The 19,236-nt window shown below is 64.0% G+C and carries 13 protein-coding genes; 4 read left to right on the top strand and 9 right to left on the bottom strand.

The window, feature by feature from the left end; all coding sequences use genetic code 11:
• Positions 1-19 precede the first annotated feature (19 nt).
• The 4 genes from GEV06_06760 to GEV06_06745 all read right to left on the bottom strand — a co-directional run bounded on the left by GEV06_06760 (position 20) and on the right by GEV06_06745 (position 5,976).
• Positions 20-3,055 (bottom strand): TonB-dependent receptor plug domain-containing protein, encoded by a 3,036-nt coding sequence (locus GEV06_06760; GenBank protein ID MPZ17595.1) that lies wholly within the window; start codon positions 3,053-3,055, stop codon positions 20-22.
• A gap of 86 nt (positions 3,056-3,141) precedes the next feature.
• Positions 3,142-3,573, bottom strand: a complete 432-nt coding sequence (locus tag GEV06_06755; GenBank protein MPZ17594.1) for a DUF4440 domain-containing protein — start codon at positions 3,571-3,573, stop codon at positions 3,142-3,144.
• 128 nt (positions 3,574-3,701) lie between these two features.
• Entirely contained in the window at positions 3,702-5,183 is a 1,482-nt protein-coding gene (locus GEV06_06750; GenBank protein ID MPZ17593.1) for a helix-turn-helix domain-containing protein, read from the bottom strand.
• A 55-nt stretch (positions 5,184-5,238) separates the two neighbouring features.
• Positions 5,239-5,976 (bottom strand): methyltransferase domain-containing protein, encoded by a 738-nt coding sequence (locus GEV06_06745; GenBank protein ID MPZ17592.1) that lies wholly within the window; start codon positions 5,974-5,976, stop codon positions 5,239-5,241.
• A gap of 205 nt (positions 5,977-6,181) precedes the next feature.
• On the opposite strand from GEV06_06745, the gene GEV06_06740 reads away from it, so the two are divergent.
• Entirely contained in the window at positions 6,182-7,477 is a 1,296-nt protein-coding gene (locus GEV06_06740; GenBank protein ID MPZ17591.1) for an ankyrin repeat domain-containing protein, read from the top strand.
• 8 nt (positions 7,478-7,485) lie between these two features.
• Positions 7,486-7,983: a bacteriocin-protection protein gene (locus GEV06_06735; GenBank protein ID MPZ17590.1), complete on the top strand. Its 498-nt coding sequence runs from the start codon at positions 7,486-7,488 to the stop codon at positions 7,981-7,983.
• On the opposite strand, the gene GEV06_06730 is transcribed toward GEV06_06735, so the two are convergent.
• A complete protein-coding gene (locus GEV06_06730; GenBank protein ID MPZ17589.1) occupies positions 7,902-8,303 on the bottom strand; it encodes a cupin domain-containing protein in 402 nt (133 codons plus the stop codon). The two genes, GEV06_06735 and GEV06_06730, sit on opposite strands and share 82 nt — an antisense overlap.
• Before the next feature lie 373 nt (positions 8,304-8,676).
• On the opposite strand from GEV06_06730, the gene GEV06_06725 reads away from it, so the two are divergent.
• The gene (locus tag GEV06_06725) at positions 8,677-11,553 is read left to right on the top strand and encodes a hypothetical protein (GenBank protein ID MPZ17588.1); all 2,877 of its coding nucleotides are present in this window, start codon (positions 8,677-8,679) and stop codon (positions 11,551-11,553) included.
• A gap of 11 nt (positions 11,554-11,564) precedes the next feature.
• A complete protein-coding gene (locus tag GEV06_06720; GenBank protein ID MPZ17587.1) occupies positions 11,565-14,891 on the top strand; it encodes a S8 family serine peptidase in 3,327 nt (1,108 codons plus the stop codon).
• On the opposite strand, the gene GEV06_06715 is transcribed toward GEV06_06720, so the two are convergent.
• The 4 genes from GEV06_06715 to GEV06_06700 all read right to left on the bottom strand — a co-directional run bounded on the left by GEV06_06715 (position 14,876) and on the right by GEV06_06700 (position 19,121).
• A complete protein-coding gene (locus GEV06_06715) occupies positions 14,876-16,222 on the bottom strand; it encodes a hypothetical protein (GenBank protein MPZ17586.1) in 1,347 nt (448 codons plus the stop codon). The genes GEV06_06720 and GEV06_06715 overlap by 16 nt on opposite strands.
• Positions 16,223-16,400: 178 nt before the next feature.
• Positions 16,401-18,296, bottom strand: coding sequence for a hypothetical protein (locus tag GEV06_06710; GenBank protein ID MPZ17585.1), 1,896 nt, complete (start codon positions 18,294-18,296; stop codon positions 16,401-16,403).
• Positions 18,297-18,315: 19 nt separating this feature from the next.
• Positions 18,316-18,852 (bottom strand): lasso peptide biosynthesis B2 protein, encoded by a 537-nt coding sequence (locus GEV06_06705; GenBank protein ID MPZ17584.1) that lies wholly within the window; start codon positions 18,850-18,852, stop codon positions 18,316-18,318.
• On the bottom strand, positions 18,717-19,121 hold the full coding sequence (locus GEV06_06700) for a PqqD family peptide modification chaperone (protein MPZ17583.1): 405 nt from the start codon (positions 19,119-19,121) through the stop codon (positions 18,717-18,719). The genes GEV06_06705 and GEV06_06700 overlap by 136 nt, the downstream gene beginning before the upstream one ends.
• Positions 19,122-19,236 lie beyond the last annotated feature (115 nt).

The following is a 19,236-nucleotide window of genomic DNA, read 5'->3' as shown; positions in this document are numbered from 1 at the left end:
GCCGTCGGCGCCGGCCCCTTCAGAACAGCAGCTTCACCGCAACGCGAATCGATCGCGGTGCTTCGAACGCGCCGTCCATGAGGAACCGCGCGTCGCGCACCAGTTGTTGATCTTCGATCAATTGCTGCGTGTTGACGCCGTTGTAGAAGTCAATCTCGCTGACACCAACGGCTTGGCCGGATGCGAGCTCGGTTGGGAAGCGGTTGGTCGCCGTCTTCTCATCGAAGAGGTTCTGCACGTCCATCATCAATTGCAGGCGGTTCCGCGCACCCAGCCGCAGCTCGTGCTGGAGCAACAGATTGGTCTGCGTGAACATTGGCGTCCTCCCGTCACTGTTCCTCCCGCGATAGGGCACAGGGTAGAAGCTGCTGCCGATGAAGGCAGCCTCCCTCGTGGTCGGAATACCGCTCGCAACGTATTGGTTGACCCCGACGCCAGTGCCAAACGGGAACGTGTAGATGAACTGCGTCTTGAACTGGTGCGGCCGGTCCGTGGCGAGGACGCCGAGCACCGGCTGGCCGTCCTCACCAAAGCTCATGATTGGATAGTCGAACAGGCGGCCCACATTCGGGCTCAGGCGGCCATCCTCGTCCGACTGCGAGAGCCCCGAGTAGTTGCCGTACAGCCGGCTCCACAGATAGCTGACCCTCACGCCCCAGTTGTTCGCCAGCCGACGGTTCAACGCGAGCTCGACGCTGTCATAGTCGCGCACGGCTTTCGGAAGCTGCTTGCGGAGATCGGTCCCAGCAACGAAGAAATACCGGCCCTGGCCGACGCCAGGGTTGCCGATCGTGTAGATCTCATTCGAGCTGGCGTCGAGCGTGCCGATGTCTTCCACCGCCACGTCGATCTGTTTGTGCACATAGCGCACCGTTGCCGACACGCCGGAGAACAGCTCGTGCTCGAGGCCCGCTACGGCCTCCTGCATCTTCATCGGCTTCAAGTCGGCATCGACGGTCTGGTCGGCCGGATCGTTCGACGGATGCCGGCGATCGATGGGGCCCTTGAGCAGCGTGCCCGGGCAATTCGGGATGCACCCATCACCAATCAGGTCCGGCCAGTTCGGCATGTCGAGTGTGAAGACGTAGTCGAGCCAGTGCTCGCCGCCGAAGCTGCCGCGCGGCAGCTCGTACTTCATGATGTCGTAGAAGATCCCCCAACTTCCGTAGACCTTCGTGCGGCCGTCACCGCGGAGGTCCCACGCAAAGCCGGCGCGCGGCGCGATCTTCTCGCCGAAGCCGAAGCTGATCCCGGAGAACTCGTTGAACGACGGTAGATCCTCCTTCTCGGTGCGCAGGCCGAGGTTGAGCGTGAGGCGGTTGTTGATCGTCCAGGCATCCTGGACGAAGAGGCCGATGCTGTTGCTCTCGACGTTCCCAGCGCGCAGGAAGCCGAGGTTGGGGTCGACACCGTTGCTCCGCACGCCGTAGTAGCCGAACTCGCCGCGCTGCGCGAATCCGTTGCCCTGGTACGCCTGATCCCAGAACAGGCTCACGCGGTTGCCGGTCTCGCCGAAGAACACGTCGTTGCCGATGCGGTTCACTTGAGCTCCACCCTTGAAGGCATGCTCCCCGGCGAGGTTCGCGTACCAGGTAGCATCAGCCTGGAAGTCCAGGCGATTCAAGTTGTCTCGCGTGGTCTCGGTGTTGGTCGGCAGGCTCCGGAACCCAGCGGGCCGCTGCAGGTCCGTCGCGACGCCCGCCATCCCGAGGTTGGTGGTCGATCCGAAGAGATACAGCGGCCCCTGCGGAATGTTCTCGTCCGTCCGATCTTCGAAGAAATACCCGACGCGAGCCGAGAGCAGGAGCCGAGGGCTGGCCACGTAGTCGGCGCTGCCGGAGTAGGCGTAGTTGGGAAACGTCGACTTGATGTCGTAGAGCGTGCCGGTTGGATCCGTGCCGTCGATGGCCGGAAGCAGGCCGTCACGGACGGCGCTGCTCGAGTTGAAGGACCCGCGCAGCCGAAGCTGGCTGGCAATCTGCGCGGTTACGTTGCCGCTTGCATGGTGATCGCGGATACGCCTGGCGCGCGTGACGTCTGATTGGTCCGCCGCGAGCGTCACGGTGCGATCGATCGTCAGCAGGGAGGGCTGATACCCACCGAAGAACCAGAGGCTGTCCTTGGCGAGTGGGCCGCCAATGGTGAAGCCCGGCTCCCATCGCGACGAGGTGTCCGCGGGGTAGTTGATATGCTCCGCGTTCGACGTGTCGCTCGGGTTCAGACGCAGTGTCGTGGTGCGCACGGCAGAGACGTTCCCGGTGGGATCGGTCGCGCCCGCAGTGCTTCCCGGAAAGTACGAGCCGGTGGTGAGACCCGATCCGCTGTAGTAGAAGCCCGCATCCCCGTGGAACTGGTTCGTCCCGCTCTTCGTGATCACATTGACGACACCGCCGGTAGCGCCGCCGTATTCGGCCTGGTATCCAGACGACTTCACCTGAACTTCGTCGATGAAGTCAACAACCAGCATCTTGCCCGAGGTGCCGTTGCGTACGTTGGTCGTCTCCGTGCCGTCGATGACGTAGCGATTCTCCCCCGCGCTCGCGCCGTCGATCGACAGGCCACCGAGCTTCATCTCGTCGTTGGCACCGGGAGCCTGTGTCACGAGCGTGGTGAAGTCTCGCCCTTTCGGCAAGCGCTCGATGTACTCATCACGGATGTTCGCCGACCGGGCGCTCTGACGCACGTCGATGAGCGGCACCTCGCTGGTCACCTGCACCTGCTCGGTCACGCCTTGCAGCACGAGGGCAAGGTCGGCGCGCAGAATCTGGCCCAGCGACAGGTTGATGCCAGAGACTCTCTGCGGGGCGAACCCATCGAGCGTCGCCGTCACGTCATAGGCGCCAGGACGCAGTACTGGGAAGCGATAGACGCCTGAGTCATTGGTCACGGTCGAGACCACGACGCCCGCGGCGCTCCGGGCCTCGACGGTCGCACCTGGTAGCACCGCACCCGAGGTATCGGTGACCGTTCCCTCGATGGATGCCCGTTGCTCTTGGGCAAACGCCGGAACAGCGAAGGTGAGCGTCATCAGCAAGACAACAGCACTTCTGCGCATCGGAACACCCCTCCCTCCAATGACAAGGCGCCGGTCCCTCCGCCGGCCACCCGCAACATTCAGCCGCTAGCCCGTGCTGGCCGCGCTCACTTGGTGGCGGCCACGCGCGTGATCTGTGCCGAGACCGCGAGCCAGCGGCCATCGCGTCGTGCCCAGACGTCCGTGTAGCGGGACTCTCCCGGCTCGCCATCCTCGGTCGTGTACGAGGTCCGCGCGTGAACGATCGCGACGTCGCCCATGAGGCGCACGTTGACGTCGTGGACCTCGAGATTCGAAGCCTTCATCGGCTTGGCGATCTCTTCCAGGAAATGCCTTCGATCGATCTGCGATCCGTCGCCCAGTGTGCAGAGAAAGTCGTCTGCCAGGATCTCCTCGAACCGCTTCACGTCAGAGCTCCGGACGGCCTGCACATAGTCTTCATTGAGCGTCGTCAGCGCGGCGATGTCGGATGCCTCGTCAGGGCGCGGCTGTGTCTGGTCACCCACCTGCCCGGCGTCACTGTAAGAGACGCCGGGCATTGACAGGACGCCGAACAAGAGCGTTGAGACCACGACCAGGTTGATGACTTCACGACGAGCGGTGCGATCCTGCATGCGGATGACACTACGCTCGTCGCGTGGGCTGTACTCGCCGCTTTCGGACGTGATCACCTCCGCGCATGCGGACCGGGATGGTCGGCTGCGCGCCAGAGATGCAGCGCCGCGTAACCGCGCCAGGGCCGCCACGCCTCGGCACGTGCTTCGAGTCCGCGGGTGGTCAGCGGCATGCCATTGGGAGCGGCCCTGCGACGAAGCAGGGGATCTGCAGACGGAAACGCGTCTGGCTCGCCGAGTGCGCGGAGCGCGACATACTGCGCCATCGAGGCATCGAACCCGCACAGCGATCGCAGCGCGGCACCCACCCCCTCGACGGGGCCGTCGAGGTCGAGCGCGCCTTCAGAGACGACGCGCGCGAGCACGCGCAGGGTGTTGATCCGTGTGGCCGAGAGACCAAGCCCTTCGAGGTCGGCGGCGGCGAGGGCACCCGTTGATGGGAACAGGTGCGTCAACCCGTCGCATCCATCTGCAATCGGGCGCCCGCAGCGCGCCACCACGCGCGCTGCCCGTGTCCGCGCTGCCGCAACGCTCTGGTGCTCGCCGAGCGCAGCACGCACCGCGCATTCGAAGGGATCCCAGGCACCGGGAATACGGAGCCCTGGGCTGCGCTCGACCAGCGAAGCAAGCAGTGGATCCGGAGCCAGGGCGTTGGCAATCCGCGCCGAGTCGGCGGCAAGGTCGAACGCGCGACGCACGGCCGAGGAAAGCTGGAACAGCGCCGCCGGCACGGCGCCCCTGACGCGGAGCTCCAGCGCATCCTCGTTGTCTAGAGCCCGCACGCACACGACGGCGTGTCCAGCCTCCGAAGCGACCGTGCGGGCGTAGCCGCGTGAGTCGACGCGCTCGACTCCGGGCACCGCGCGCGCGGCGAGATAGTCGCGCACCTGAATCCAGTCGTACGGCGGGCGGAACGCCAGCCTCAGAACCACTTCGTCTCGGTCGTCGGTGGCGAGCCCGCCGCGCCGGCCTCCCCGGAGCTCGCGCGGTGCGCGCCCGTAGGTCCCCTGAAAGGCGGCGTTGAAGCGCCGCAGGCTTCGGAAGCCTGCCGCCAGCGCAATCTCCGTGATCGGCAGATCGGTCTCGTCGAGGAGGCGCTTGGCGAAGTGGAGCCGGCGCGTCTGCGCAAATGTGATGGGCGACGCGCCCACGTGCTGCAAGAACAGACGATGGAGGTGACGCGACCCGATCCCCACGCGCGCCGCGAGCTCGTCCACCGAGTCGTGATCCAAGGCGCCATCGTCGATCAGCCGCAGCGCTCGGCGCACAACGGCTGATGTGCCGAGCCACGCCGGCGTGCCGGGCGCGGCTTCGGGACGACAGCGTAGGCAGGGACGAAAACCGGCGGCGGCTGCCGCGGCGGCTGTGGCGTAATAGCGTATGTGTGCCGGCTTCGGACTTCGAACGGGACAGATTGGCCTGCAGTAGATGCCGGTCGAGGTCACCGCGATGAAGAACTTCCCGTCGAAGCGCGGGTCGCGGCTCAGGCGCGCGCGGTCCAGGGACGCGCGGTCGAAGCCTGGGAGGTCGTGCATCGGGGAGACGATACGCCCTGAGCTGGCTCCCTGACTAGCCGCTTTCAGACATGGATCAGCGGCCCGGCTTCTTCGCCACGAACACTTCGTGTGAGCCAGGCTCCAGGTCCGAATGCTCGAACGGCACGGCGCGCGGCTCGAACCCCGCCGCCGACAGCAGGCGGAGCCAGTCTGCTCGGGCGAACAGACCTTCGACGTGCCGGTCGTGCTCGACGCGCATCTCGCCGTTCGGCGTGCGCAGCAGGTAAGCGTAGTCGACAACGTACGTGGTGTCGGCTGGGTCCGGATCCCACGTCCATTCGAGGTACCGAAGGCCACCTGTCTGGCTGTCGTGACCGCCGTGGTCGGTCGAAGAGCGAAAGTTCTCCCGGATGAAGTCGGGTGCAAACAGCGCAGCACCTCCTGGCCTGCAGTGGAGAAACGTCGTCTCGATTGCCATCCGCAGGTCGGATTCCTTCGTCATGTAGCAGACGGCGTCGTGGACGAAGACGGCATCGAACTGACGGCCCAGCCTCGCCGTCCGCATGTCGCCGTCGACGTGCTCGCACTCCGGGTTCAGCCCGCGGCTGACCGCCCGCATCCCGGCTGACGGCTCGACGAGCACCAGCTCGAAGCGCGTCTTCAGATGCGAGGCATTGTTGCCGCCACCACTGCCCAGCTCGAGAACGGTCTTGGGCGGCCGCTCGCACGCCGCCGCGAGCGCGTCGCCGTAGAACGTCGCTTCCTCTGCGTACTCGTCCGGCGAGGAAAGAAGCGGCCACCACGAGGCGAGCTCGTCGTACATCTTTGGCATTTCCGCATGGACGCTCGGATGGCGCAAAAGGTTCCTGTTTCCCATTCGACTCGTCTGACGGCCCACCTTCGGCGAGCCGTCAGCCTCGCTCATGGCAAGCCGCAGACGAGTCGAATGCCCTGAGCGAGCGAAGCGAGTCGAAGGGCCGTCTCCGTTTCCCTTCCCCTAGAAGCGTACCATCTGGTATCGTGGCGGTGAGCGAGATATGGGCGCGACCGGACCCGAGTTCACGAAGGTCGTCGACGAAGCGAAGAAGGCATTCGAAGCGGATGACGCAGATCGTGTCCGCGCGATTGTCGAGCGCCATCCCGATCTCAAGGCACTCATCAACGAGCCCATCGGGCCATTCGATTCGCCTGCGATTACCAACGTCCGCAGCCGCGAGATGTTAGACGTGCTGCTGGATGCGGGCGCTGACATCAACGCCAGGACCCGTTGGTGGGCGGGCGGCTTTGGGCTCCTCGACTGCGCAGATCCCGAGCTCGCAGCGTATGCCATCGAGCGTGGCGCGGCAGTGGATCCGCACGCGGCCGCGCGGCTCGGCATGATGGACAGACTACGGGAGCTCATCGCGCAAGATCCCGGCTCGGTCCATGCGCGCGGCGGGGATGGCCAGACGCCGCTGCACTTCGTCAGCAGGGTCGACATTGCAGAATACCTGCTCGATCACGGTGCCGAGATCGATGCGCGCGACGTGGATCATGAATCGACGCCCGCGCAGTATATGGTCGGCGATCGGCAAGACGTGGCTCGCTATCTGGTCTCGCGCGGCTGCAAGACCGACATCCTCATGGGAGTCGCGCTCGGCGATCTGGATCTCGTGCGGCGGCATCTCGATGCCGATCCGGATGGCATCCGGATGCGGGTGAGCGACGAGTGCTTCCCGATGGTCGACAAGAAGGCTGGCGGCACCATCTACCAGTGGACGCTTGGCTTCCATGTCTCGGTGCACGGCGTCGCCAGGAAGTTCGGTCACCAGGACATTCTGCAAGTCCTGCTCGACCACAGCCCGGCAGATGTTCGGCTCATCGACGCCTGCTGGCGTGGCGATGAAGCGGCGGTGCACGCGATCCGAGCCGAGCAGCCCGACATCATCGGTCGTCTATCCGAAGCGGACCACCGCCAGGTGGCGCACGCCGCGCGCAACAACGAGATTTCGGTCGTCCGGCTCATGCTGGAGTGTGGCTGGCCGCCGGACGCCAGAGGTCAGCACCAGGCGACGCCGCTCCACTGGGCCGCGTTTCACGGCAACCCGGACATGGCGCGTGACGTTCTGCGCTTCGATCCACCGCTGGAGCTGACCGACGCCGACTTCAGCGGAACGCCGCTGCGCTGGGCCATCTACGGTTCCGAGAACGGCTGGTACGCGAAGACGGGCGACTACGGCGCAACGGTCGATGCGCTGATTCGAGCCGGCGCGACGCTCCCTGGGGCCATTGAAGGCAGCGACGCCGTTCGAGACGCGCTTCGCCGCCACGGGTTGAGTGAGCGCTCGAGCTGACACCATCGATGAAGCCCAGGTTCTTTCGACGACAGTCCGATTTCCGGCGCTGGCTCGAGGCCAATCACGAGAAGGCGCGGGAGCTCTGGGTGGGCTACTACAAGACCGGCTCGGGCAAGCCAAGCCTTACCTGGCCCCAGTCGGTCGACGAGGCACTCTGCTTCGGCTGGATCGACGCCGTCCGCAAGAGCATCGACGAGGTCAGCTATACGATCCGCTTCACGCCGCGCAAGCCCGCGAGTGTCTGGAGCGCGATCAATATCAAACGAGCCGAGGAGCTTGGCGGACAGGGGCTCATGCAGCCGGCTGGTTTGCGGGCGTTCGAGGCGCGCAAAGAGAACAGATCCGGGATCTACTCGTACGAGAACAGACCTCGCACCATGGCGGCCTGTTTGGGACGACACCGCCGGCGCCGCCGACGTGGCTACTTAATCTCCACCTCGATCACACGGACCGGGTTGCTGCCTGTATTGATGGGCTCGTGCGTCACATTGGCTTCGCGATAACCGACGCCGCCGGCTTCGAGCTCCACGGTCTCGGTCTCCTCATTCGGCGACCGGAACATGAGCGTCCCGCCCTCGATGATGACACCGACGTGCGGCAAGTCGTGGGTGTGCATGCCGGGGTTCTCGTCGCCAGGATAAAAAGTCGCGTCCTTCACGCGCACGCGGTCGTTCTCCAGCACGATGCGGCTGGTGTTCTTCTGGCCGGTCGTGCCGGCTTGGGCGCGCACCTCATTGGGCAGCGCCTGAACGGCGAGCCACGCGCCGCAGGTCAGCGCCGTGCCCGTTAGGATTCCTGCACAAAAGCTCACACGTCGATTCATCTGATTCACTCCGGGTGAAAATGGTTACCTGTCGGCTGCGACCAAGGCCGACACAATCATAACCACCTCGTCCTGATTCACTCAAACCGCATGACAGTTCACCAGGCGTGCCACCGGCTGCGGCAAGACGTCCTACCCGCGACCTGTGCCGCCAGCGGCGCCCGCGTTCTGGGTACATGCAGGCCTCGGCGAGTGCATCGTCGAGTAAGCAACATCACCTATAAGTGATGTTGCTACGACTCTGTGATGTACGTGTGGCACAGGCACTTTGGAAGCCTGGTCACGTTCTGCTTCGGCTTTGAACGTCACCGCGCATTCTGACCTATCCCCTGCGTAGCATCTTTGTCTCGACCCGGAAGAGGAGTACCTACAGATGTACCGCATTTCCAGCCTGTTGTTCCTTGCGCTTCTCTCCGCGTCGTCCGTGCATGCTCAGACGACGGCGAACGGGAGCGTTCGAGGTGTCGTGGCGGATGAACAGGGTGCGGTGCTCCCCGGTGTCTCCATCGTTGCAACGAGCGAGACTGTTCCTGGCATCCACGCGGCGACAACGCATAGTGACGGCTCATACCGCCTCCTGGACCTTCCACCAGGCGACTACGTCATTGTCGCAACGCTCCCGAGCTTCGAGTCGCCTGAATCTCGCGTCACCGTGCGGGCCGGCGGCAATCGAGACCTCAATATCGTGATGACGATCGGTTCCATCGACGAGACGGTCGAGGTCACGCAAGAGACTCCCCTCCTCGAAACACAGAACGCAGGGCAGTCGGTTCAGATCAGCGGGAGGCTGCTTCGCTCGATGCCACTGTCAGAACGCCGGGAGTGGTTTGGCGCGCTAACCTTGGCGCCCGGCGTGACGACCGCCGAATGGGCGAACAACGAGAAGTTCTTCTACGTTCATGGCGCCGCCGCCAACACCAACGTCATACAGATCGATGGCGCAGACGTGGCTCCAGCCCTTCTCTCCGGCGTCGGCTACATAGGATTGAATACGGACCTGATCGACGACATTCAAGTCAAGACTGCCGGCGTGGATGCGTCGTCTCCCTTGGGCGTGGGCGGTGTCATCAACATTGCGACGGCCAGCGGCACGAACGAGCTCCGCGGCACGACAAGCGCGTTTCTCCAGCCACGCGCCTGGAACGCCTCCAACACGCCCGGGGGCACGAGCAGCACGGTAGATCAGCGCCACGTGGACTTGTCGCTCGGCGGACCGGTTGTGAGAGATCGCCTGTGGGCGTTCGGGGCTTATCGCTACGTCGACGTCGAGAATGGGATCAGCCGCACCTCAACGGAGCTCGAGGCGCTGCGCGCGTTGGTTCCCGGGTTTGCGCCGTTCGACGGCACAAACGAGGCGCATTTCTGGTTCACCAAGCTCAATGGCCAATTATCCAACGCGCATCGACTGGAGGGGTTCTATCAACGAGACGTCAATCCGGTCACGTCCGCGACCGCCGTGGTCGAGCACCCAACTACTGAGGCGGCGGGCGGCAATGGAGCCTCCGTCCGGTTGTCATCGATCTGGTCAGACCGGCTGACGACCCGCTTTGGCGCGAGCTACAACGACAAGCGCAACGACGACAGAGACCCTGGAATTGACGAACCGTTGCGACGCGTCTTTCAGGACACGATTCCGTCGGGTGGCCGCCTCGTCGGCAATGGCCGGCTCGCCAATTTGGACTCGCCCGTGACGGCCTGGAACGAACAACCCAATTCCAAGCTCACCTTGTCGTTCGATGCCACCCTCTTCGCCAGTCATCTACTCGGATCTCACGAGCTCCAGGTCGGCGCTTACGCGCAGCCGCGTATCGAGGTCGGTCTTCGTACCTTCTATGTCAACGACGGGTTCGTCTTCGAAGAAGCCGTGCTTCGCGAGCCGAGCGTCCTGGACGGCACGGTTCAACCATTTCATCGCCAGATTGTCGATGGCACCGAGCTGACCAACTCTCGGCGGGAAGGTGAAGACCTCGCCGTCTACGTCCAGGACGCCTGGCGCCCCATCGTCAACCTCACGATCAACGCTGGCATCCGAATCGATCGCATCGCGTGGACAGATCGTCTCTTCGATGTCACGACGCAGCGCACGACCGAGATTGGCCCCCGTCTTGGCGTCAACTACGCGCTGACCAGGAACGGGCGCAACGTGGTCCGGGCGCATTGGGTACGAGTTCACGACCACCCTTCCCAAACGCGCATATCCGCTGGGACGTCGGCATTGGGCCGGCGCGACCTGTACGACCTCGATCTCGATGGGACGTTCGAAACCGTCTATGAGACGCCAGCCACCCTCGCTGTACGCCCGGACAGGACGATCGATCGGAATCTCCACCAACCGTTCATTCACGAATGGGGAACGGGTTATGAGACGCAACTTGGTGGCAACGTCACGGCCCGAGTGGACGTCGTGCGCCGCCGGTTCCGCGATCGGCTCACCTTCGTGGAGACGAATGCTCAGTACCGGGACAACAGCTTTGTCGGATACGAGGACGAAGCGTTCAACGAGCTCTACCTGGCAACGAACAACCAATGGAACTCGCCTGTTTACAGCTCGTTCGAGGTCGCGCTGACAAAGCGCACGGCCCGCCTCGAAGGGATCGCGAGCTACGTCCGGCAGTGGCGGCACATAGCCGGCACCTGGCAGCCGAACGACCCCGCTGCGTTCATCCAGCCACAGGCGTTTGCCAACGACAAGGGCATCGGCAGCCCAACCGGCTCCACCGGCACGCCATCGACCGACGCGAACAGCCTCTCCGATGGGCACATGAGCCAGCGCGGCACCGGCAGCGCGCAGTGGCAGAACCACATCGTGAGGGTCGGCGTTACCTACACTGGACCGTGGCAGCTTCTCCTTGCCAGTACCTATGCGTTCCAGTCAGGCGCGTGGTCCGGACCCATCATCTCGAGCCTCGACTCACCGGACCCCGCATTCGGGCCGGAGACCGTCACGCTTTCGAATGGCCGCGTCGTCGCCAATCCGCTTGCGACAACGCTCCGCTTTGCGTTTCCGACGCGGGGCGAGGGCCAGTTGCGGACACCGACACTCCACACGTGGAACGTGCGCATCGGTCGCCGATTCTTGTGGCGTGCGCTCACGCTCGATGCGGGCCTGGACGTCTTCAACGTCACCAATAACGGCGCCGACTTGAGCTTCGAGAGTGGGGCGACCGAGACGTTCAATCCGCTCTTTGGCTCGACGACGTTCAGGCAACTCCCACGCTCGGCCCAGCTCGTCCTCCGGCTCTCATACTGAAGCGATCACATATGTCTCTACGCATCAGGCGGTCTTCAATCAATAACACACAGCGACACCGGGTCGCAGAGGCCGCGCGCAGTCTCGCGGCTCGGGCCACGCGCCACCAGCCTATCGTGTGCGCGGCAACTGTATCTTGCCTCTTGGTGGGGCTTACGGTCGTGTCCGTGATTGCCCTGATTGCACCCACCGAGGCGGAAACACAACGGATGTCTTTTCACAACCGCTTACTGCTGAACCGCGCTGCGGTCAGCGGACTCCGGGCATTGGAGGTCATGCTTCTCGTCACGGACAACGGGCTCACAGCAACATCCGCGCGAGTGGAGCGCCTTGGCGGACGAGTACAACGCGCGGATGAGGACATCCGTTACGTGCGCGCGGAGGTGCCTATCGAGAAGCTCACCGACCTGGTCGCGGACGACCGCATAGAAGCGTACCAAATATCCTCGATGTCCAAGGCGAGTTGGTATCGCGACGGACCGCCGCAAGAAAACGCCGAGCTATTTCGCGAATACGAAAGAGTTATACCGAACGTGCGGCGGAAGCCGGTTGAGGGCCGCGAGTTACCCTTCCTTTCAGCGACGCGAGCGCGTGAGAGCGGCTATACGGCCGACGAGGATGTCGGCTTGACGGAGTGGTTCCAGAAGCACCCGACATACGATGGCCGCGGGGTCACGATTGCAATCCTCGAAAGCGCTCTCCCGGAGTTTCGCCATCCAACGCTCCACAGCGCCAAGACGCTCGATGGACGTGAGATCCCAAAGCTCGCCGGTATTCTCAGTGCGATCGGCCCAGACCAAGGGGATACCACGCGCGTCGAGCTCTCCACAGAGGTCCACGCCACACACGCGTGGCAGAAAATAGGAGACCGGACGTACGCCGTGCCTCGACCCGGCCGCTACAGGTTTGGTCTCTTCCGCCTGCCGGCTGCGGTCAATCTCATTCATGAGTATGGCGTCCTTCGGGAGGAGGCCAGCGGTGATATCTGGGTTGACGCGAACGGAAACGCAGATTTTAGAGACGAGACGCCGGTCACGGACGCCAACGAGGAGCTCGATGTCCGCGCCCTGAAGCTGACGCACCCCGAACCAGTTGATCTGAGCTTCGTCGTGGCGGCAGGGCGCGCACCTCACACGGTGCACATCTATACGTCACGGGGTGGCCATCAGGCCATGACGCTCAGCGTCGCCGCCGGCAGCAAGACCGAGGATGGCTTGGCGTATGGCGTCGCGCCAGGCGCGCGAGTGTTGCTGGTCCGGAGGTCCTCCACGTTCTCTGGGCTGCACACGCTCCTGGAAAGCTACCTGGACACCATCAAACGACCGGACGTCGACCTCATTGGCACGGCAGCGGGCATCGTCATGGTGCCGGACACGGCGGCCGACTTCACGGGCCTCTTCTTTCGACGGATGGTTGCCGTCCATGGAAAGCCGATTTTCAACAGTGCTGGTAACATGCAGCTCTGGCTCAACAGCGTGGCGTCACTTGGTGACGTCTTCTCAGTTGGCGGCTCGATCGGGCCGCAGACGTTCGCGGCTCTCTATGGGGGCGGTACTCTGGGTGGTCTTATGCTCCATCCGGTCGGCGCGTCTGGGCCGTCACTCGATGGCGCTCTCAAGCCGGATTTCCTCGCGCCCGTACACCGCATCGCCGCGGATGTGTGGAACGACAGCGTGGCCCTTCAGATCCCGAAGAACGCACCAACAGCGAAGTTCCCGCCAGGTTACCAGATCAGTTGCTGCACGTCTGCCAGCGGTCCCTACGCCGCCGGAGTGGCGGCGCTCCTCCTGAGCGCGGCCAAACAGGAGCATGTCAGTTACACGGTTCCGACCCTCGGCCGTGCGTTGCGCGTCGGCGCACGGTTTCTCGCTGGATGGCCGTCACATCAGCAAGGTAACGGCGTTCTCGACGTGAACGCCGCCTGGCGGGAGCTCAAGCGTCCCATCGAGATACCACGGATTCAAGCCACTGCAAAGATTGTGCATCCCTTGGCACCGTACGCGGCGCATGGACACAAAGGCGTAGGCATCTTCGAGCGTGAGGGTTGGAGCGCCGGCATGAGAGGTCGGCGCACCATTCACTTTCAACGTCAATCAGGCGCTGACAGCGCGGTCACGTATCGCTTGAGTTGGACCGGCAATGATGGCACGTTTTCGACACAACGCTCCCTCACGCTGCCGCTGAACCAGACGACCTCTCTGCCGGTGGCCATCGCCCTCGCGTCCACAGGCGCCCACAGCGCGATTCTCAATCTGCACGATCCGGCCACCGATGCCATCGTTTTCAGGACGCAAGCCACGCTAGTAGCAACCGAGCGCTTCGACGCGCCTGACGCCACGCTCCGCTTGAGCGGGTCGGCCCCGTTGATGCGCACGAACACACACTATCTGACAGTACCGGAAGGTGTGGCCACGCTGAGCATCGAGCTGAAAGTGGTCAGTGGCTCCGTCCGGGCAAGCATCGTGCCGAGCCACGGTTTGTATCCCAACTACTATGGTCACGCGTACCCACTGGGCGGACGCACGTTCCCGAAAGGCACGTATCACCTTGCCATGCCCAACCCTGCGGCTGGCACCTGGACGATCAGTGTGAGCAATACCAGTGCGCGGACCGAAGACAATCCAGAGCTCGTGTCGACGGACGAGGCAGAGTACGCCCTCACCGCGCGGCTCCTGAGAACATCGCTCAGGCCAGCCTCCGCCGGTCATGGCGTGCTCGAGATCGACGTCGAGAACCGCGGTGGCCAGCTCACAGAGCCAGTCCTCGAAACGTCGGTCGGTACGCTCAAGCGTCACCATGGGGAGCTTCTTCCGGCGGGGCTACCGAACCAGTTCGAGATCGACGTTCCGGAAGGTGCTGCAACCCTCGCCCTGCATCTCCGCGGCGTGGATACCGAACCGGACCCTCTGGAGCTGTATTTGTACGACTGCTCGTCCGGAGAGTGTTTTTCTGACAATTTCACGCTGCCAGCCGCGAAGGAGCAGAGACTCGTGGTCAGACGGCCCCGGGCGGGACGCTGGATCGCTGCTGTCAATACGGCGCCGTTTCCAACGAAGACCGGTAAATTTGTGTTGGACGAGATCATCACGACGAAGGCGCAGCGCCACGCGTCCTCGCGAAGCGGCCCACGCCAGCCAGGCGCGAAGTGGACCGAAACCGTAAAGCTCCCTTCGGCGCCGTCGGCCGAGCCGGGGCATGTGCGCGTGCTGCTCTGTGAGCTGATCGACGGTGCCATGGAGCGTGATGAGGCACGACACCCGTGGGAGAATCGAAAGCGCATTCCCAAGCTGAGGGACCGCCCGTCGGCGGTTGGAACGATGGTCTATCGCTTCGATTGATCCCAGCGTTCAGAGTGCTCGGCACTGAACGTCTCCACGAGTCGCTGCGCTGTTCGCTCTTTGGCAAGATCGAGCACGCCGTAGATTTCGCCACGTTCCGTCTTTCTCACGACGCGGGTCCATCCCAGATATGCCTCGAGAAGAGCCGAGACGGCCTCGAAGGCTGGCCAGCGACCAGCCATCTGACACGGGGACGACCAGGCGCGCTCATACACGGAATAGAGCGCATTGCGCAACATAGAGTGAGCGGAGCGACTTCGCTGCGCTCGTGCCAGTCGCCGCACCAAGATCGATACCGCGAGCGGCGACGGGCCGATGTGCGCCTCGTCCAGGTCGATGAATCGGACGGCGTCATCGGTCACGACAATGTTGCTCGGATGTAGATCGGCCGGGACGAGGCTGTGCACGACGTTGGCCGCTCCCACCTCCTCGCAGGCGCGCGTGATCGCAGTGAAATGGGTACCTATAGCTTCTTCCTGATATGAATGACGTAGGATTTCCCTTCCCCAAGCAGAAAGCCTACCAAGATCGACGTTAGGCATCGCCAGACCGTTTTCGCGGCTCAAATAGTCGGCGAGCCGCTGTTGCAAGTGTGCACAGGCTGCGCCAGAACGTGCCGCACGGTCTCGCGTAACGCTTCGCGCGAGCGAAGGGCCAGGGCACTCCTCGGTGACCCACCACACCGACCCATTGCTTCTCTGTTCCAGTGCCAGCGTACGGGGGAACGCGCCCGGTGCGAGCTCCGACAGAGCTCGCGTAATGCTTGCTTCCGACGCCCGATCCGAAGAGAAGCCCTTAAAGTACACTCGACCGCGCGGCGTCGAAACGCCCAGCACGACCTCGTACGGCGTGGCTCGGTATGACACCACATGCGATGCGTCAGACGCGCCCACGGCGCTGCAAGTCCAGGTCTTCACCTCCTCGAACCAGGTTGGCTTTCCGAACGGGCCAGGCACGCAGGGGAGCTCCCCGCTGCACATCGCCTGCGAAACCGCCCACCGCTGGTATTCGAGCAGGGAGTCTGGAGACCTCAGCGACTCAATCGGTGTCCAGGACATTGCCGGGGCCACGGCTCGCAGTGCGGACACGTGTGCAACGGCCAGCCAATCGACGGCATCCGCCTCAAGCGACAGGCGTCCGAGCCATTGCCCGATCAGCACGCCGGCCAGGCCACGATCCGCCAGCCACTGAGACACCAGCGGCCCGGATCGCGCCCACTCCGAGCAGCAGGCGATTGGCAACGCCCATCGCGCCTTGTGCCACGACGCGAGCGCGGCACGACGGTCGGGATCGATAGCGAGCAGGTGCAGCATCTGTCGCATGCGTTGCAAGGGCCCTCGCCCTCGGCTGCGCACACCGAAGGCGAGGGTAGGTCGAGAGAACACTCAGTCGTCGAGACCGAGTGCGATGCCAGGCTCTGGCCGAGAGACCTGGGAGCTGCCGTTGTCGTCCTCTCCGGGCTCGCGGGTCCCCAGCACCACGAGTGGTGCCGGACCGAGCATGATGAGCTCAGGCGCTTCGTATCGCATTGGTTATCACCTCCTTTCGTTTTGGCATTGCGGCGGGCCCCCGCCGATCTCGTGATGTCAGCCACTGTTCCAAGCGCAACACCCGTCGTACGTCCACCCCTGTGCGGCCGCCGCCGTGAACGAGCATGTGAATCATCGCCTCGAGCTTCTGAGGGTCAATCCAACCGCGCCGAACCACTTCGAGGCGCTCGACCGGCAACATCGAGGCGGCAAGCGGGCGAGCGGCGCGCGTGGCTGCTGGGGCGTAGTGGCCCTTCGACGTGCGCCGCAGGATCCTCTCTGGGACCAAGCCTTCGAACGCACGACGCATGAGGGACCGCGTCTCGCCAGGCGCGCTCAGCTCTTCACCGGGAATGGCCAGGATGTACTCGACAAGCGGCCGATGGACGAATGGGTATGTGTGGATCACGCCTGGCGGAAGGATGGGAATGTTCAAGCGCCCCGTCAACGAATACGCGAGCACCGACGAAGCAAGGCGGCACTTGGACGGCGTCACTCTCGAGAATGCGCTGGCAACCGACGTATCTCCCCGTACCAGAAGCTGGAATCGCGGCGTGACGAGGTCGAGACCTGCCTGCTGCGACTCATTCAGATGCCCCTGAGTGGTTTTCGTGAGCCCCGCGTGCCAATACGCAACGGCGAGACCCCAGGCGATCTCAACGAACGGCTTCTGGGTCGCGCGACACCACCGCCGCATCTTGGCCAGCGCGGTAATCACGCTGCCCTGCTCGAAGTCGTCCAGCACGGCCAGGCTGTTATCTGGCAGACAACCCATGACCGTGTCGCCCACACGTCCAGAGAGGATTGCTCGCCCTCCTCGTCGAGTCACATGCCGCACCATTGCCAGCCCCACGCCGCGGGCGGCAAAGGGCGACACCCAGTCCCATTCGGAGTCAACCAGATCCTGATGGTCCTCCACGCCAATGACTTCACTAGGAACGCCGACGCGAGCTTCCACCTCCGCGATGAACCGTCTCTCGTCGCCTTCCGGTGACTTCAGCGTGACATGCGACAGCGGTTGAATGGCACTCGCCGTCACGCGCCCGGCTTTGATGAGCGCGTCCGCGATGCAGACCACAGACGACGAATCCAGGCCGCCGCTCAGCTCCGCCCATACCGTGCCTTCAGCCCGCAGGCGCGACCCGACGGCCTCGATCCATAGCGCCCGAAGATGCTCTTCGTACTGCCCCTTGTCGCGGTAGCGGGTGAGGCCTGGCTGCAGGTGCCAGAAGCGCTGCCTTGTCTCCGCACCTTCCGGCGAGAACGACACGCAGGTTGCCGTCGGCACTCCGCGAATGCCTTGGTAAGGGGTCACGTCGGTCGAGAACTGAAGGGCCATGAATCGTGCGACGAAGGCTTCGTCCAGCGCGTCCGCTCGATCGGCACGTATCGCCAGCTCGCCGAGGCTGCTGGACCACATGATCGCCTGGGAATCGGCGAGGTAATAGAGCGGCCTGACTCCCATGTAGTCGCGCGCCAAATGAAGCGTCCGCTGCCTGCTGTCCCATATCACGAGGCTCCAATCGCCAATGAGCAAGCGCAAACCTTCCACGCCCCACCGTTCGAATGTCGACAGCGCAATCGCGTCGTCACTTGCATCGTTCCCGAGCCTTCCGCTGAGCCGCAGCAGCAGATCGTCGCGGTTGTCGAGCCGGCCGTCCCAGGTCATGACGAGCCCGGACGATGAGCGTGCAGGTTGTTGCGCCGACCGCTCGCCCGCCCAGACGTCGAATGCGCCATGCACCATCACCAGGCCCGGCTCGGCATGCACCGAGACACCATCGGGCGTCATCGGCTGGAGCGCAGCAACCAGCGATGAGCATTCGTTCTCGGTTGGGCGCCGATCGAAGAAGAGAGATCCCGCCAACGCTGCCATGACTCACCGCTTCCAGGAATCAGAGACGTTCCAACACCGCAAAGAACTTCTTGTATTGCGGCCGGTCGTTGACGACCAGGCCATCTACTTCCACCCAGGCGTGCGACTCGAATGGAATCGGCCGATATCCGATGACCAGCTCCGCGGCAAAGCCATGCCGCCGGAGCAGCCAGGTCGCAACTGCCGAGCGCTGTAAGCAGGCCGCACGCTTCACGTACCAGACGCAGGCTTCATCGATCGCCCAAACCAGGTCGTCGATGCCAGGACCATCACCCTCGCGGCGGCGCGCCCGATAGCGACGCAGCGACTCGTGTAGGCGAGCGAACCCAGCCAGCCGCGCAACGTCGAACGCGACGAGACCGAGCCATGCGTGGCCGGTCAGTATGGCGAGCCGGTGGGCCTGGCGCACGGCGCGCCGCGTCACCTCGTCACCTCCTCGGTCGCCAGACCCAGCTTCACGAGCGCCGAGACGAATGCTGTCACGTCGTGATGCACGCGCTCGAGAGGAACGTCGCATTCCTCGACCAGTTGGTGCGCGATCTCGAGAGGCGTCCATTGCTGTTCGAGCAGCCGCCAGATCCGTGCGCCAACCGGATTCGACGTCAAGAGGAGACCACCATGCACGTCCAGGAGCACAAGGCCATCTCCGGAAATCGACGCTCGCACGGCCGGCGATACGGATACGCGATCCTCGTTCATGCCAGTCACTCCCGCTGGCAGGAGGCAACACGCGTGCCATCGCTCGGTGCCGAGTCCGACCAATGAATTCGAGATCAGGAAGCGCTGGACAGCACCCGCACTCGGTGCGCGCGCATGCGCGCGCATGCGCGCACCATGACCAGGCCCATCATGGTAGGGCCGCCTCGCCGAGGCGGCCGTTATCGCGCCGAGGAAGCGAGGATATCAAAAGTTGGCACGACCTTTTCCCTTGTCTTCGCCC

Origin of the sequence: Luteitalea sp. (assembly GCA_009377605.1) — a bacterium.
Lineage (GTDB): Bacteria > Acidobacteriota > Vicinamibacteria > Vicinamibacterales > Vicinamibacteraceae > WHTT01.
Note: the sequence above shows the minus strand (reverse complement) of the source record. Positions and strands in the feature narration are given on the sequence as shown.

Bases quoted from the DNA above. Each gene is read 5' to 3' on its own strand.
- GEV06_06730 (MPZ17589.1), bottom strand. From the start codon at position 8,303: ATGAATCGACGTGTGAGCTTTTGTGCAGGAATCCTAACGGGCACGGCG.
- GEV06_06735 (MPZ17590.1), top strand. From the start codon at position 7,486: ATGAAGCCCAGGTTCTTTCGACGACAGTCCGATTTCCGGCGCTGGCTC.
- GEV06_06745 (MPZ17592.1), bottom strand. From the start codon at position 5,976: ATGCCAAAGATGTACGACGAGCTCGCCTCGTGGTGGCCGCTTCTTTCC.
- GEV06_06705 (MPZ17584.1), bottom strand. From the start codon at position 18,852: ATGGACGCCTCTCGAGATCGCGCACCAACTGGTCGAGGAATGCGACGT.
- GEV06_06740 (MPZ17591.1), top strand. From the start codon at position 6,182: ATGGGCGCGACCGGACCCGAGTTCACGAAGGTCGTCGACGAAGCGAAG.
- GEV06_06750 (MPZ17593.1), bottom strand. From the start codon at position 5,183: ATGCACGACCTCCCAGGCTTCGACCGCGCGTCCCTGGACCGCGCGCGC.
- GEV06_06720 (MPZ17587.1), top strand. From the start codon at position 11,565: ATGTCTCTACGCATCAGGCGGTCTTCAATCAATAACACACAGCGACAC.
- GEV06_06755 (MPZ17594.1), bottom strand. From the start codon at position 3,573: ATGCCCGGCGTCTCTTACAGTGACGCCGGGCAGGTGGGTGACCAGACA.
- GEV06_06760 (MPZ17595.1), bottom strand. From the start codon at position 3,055: ATGCGCAGAAGTGCTGTTGTCTTGCTGATGACGCTCACCTTCGCTGTT.
- GEV06_06710 (MPZ17585.1), bottom strand. From the start codon at position 18,296: ATGGCAGCGTTGGCGGGATCTCTCTTCTTCGATCGGCGCCCAACCGAG.
- GEV06_06700 (MPZ17583.1), bottom strand. From the start codon at position 19,121: ATGCGCGCGCATGCGCGCGCACCGAGTGCGGGTGCTGTCCAGCGCTTC.
- GEV06_06725 (MPZ17588.1), top strand. From the start codon at position 8,677: ATGTACCGCATTTCCAGCCTGTTGTTCCTTGCGCTTCTCTCCGCGTCG.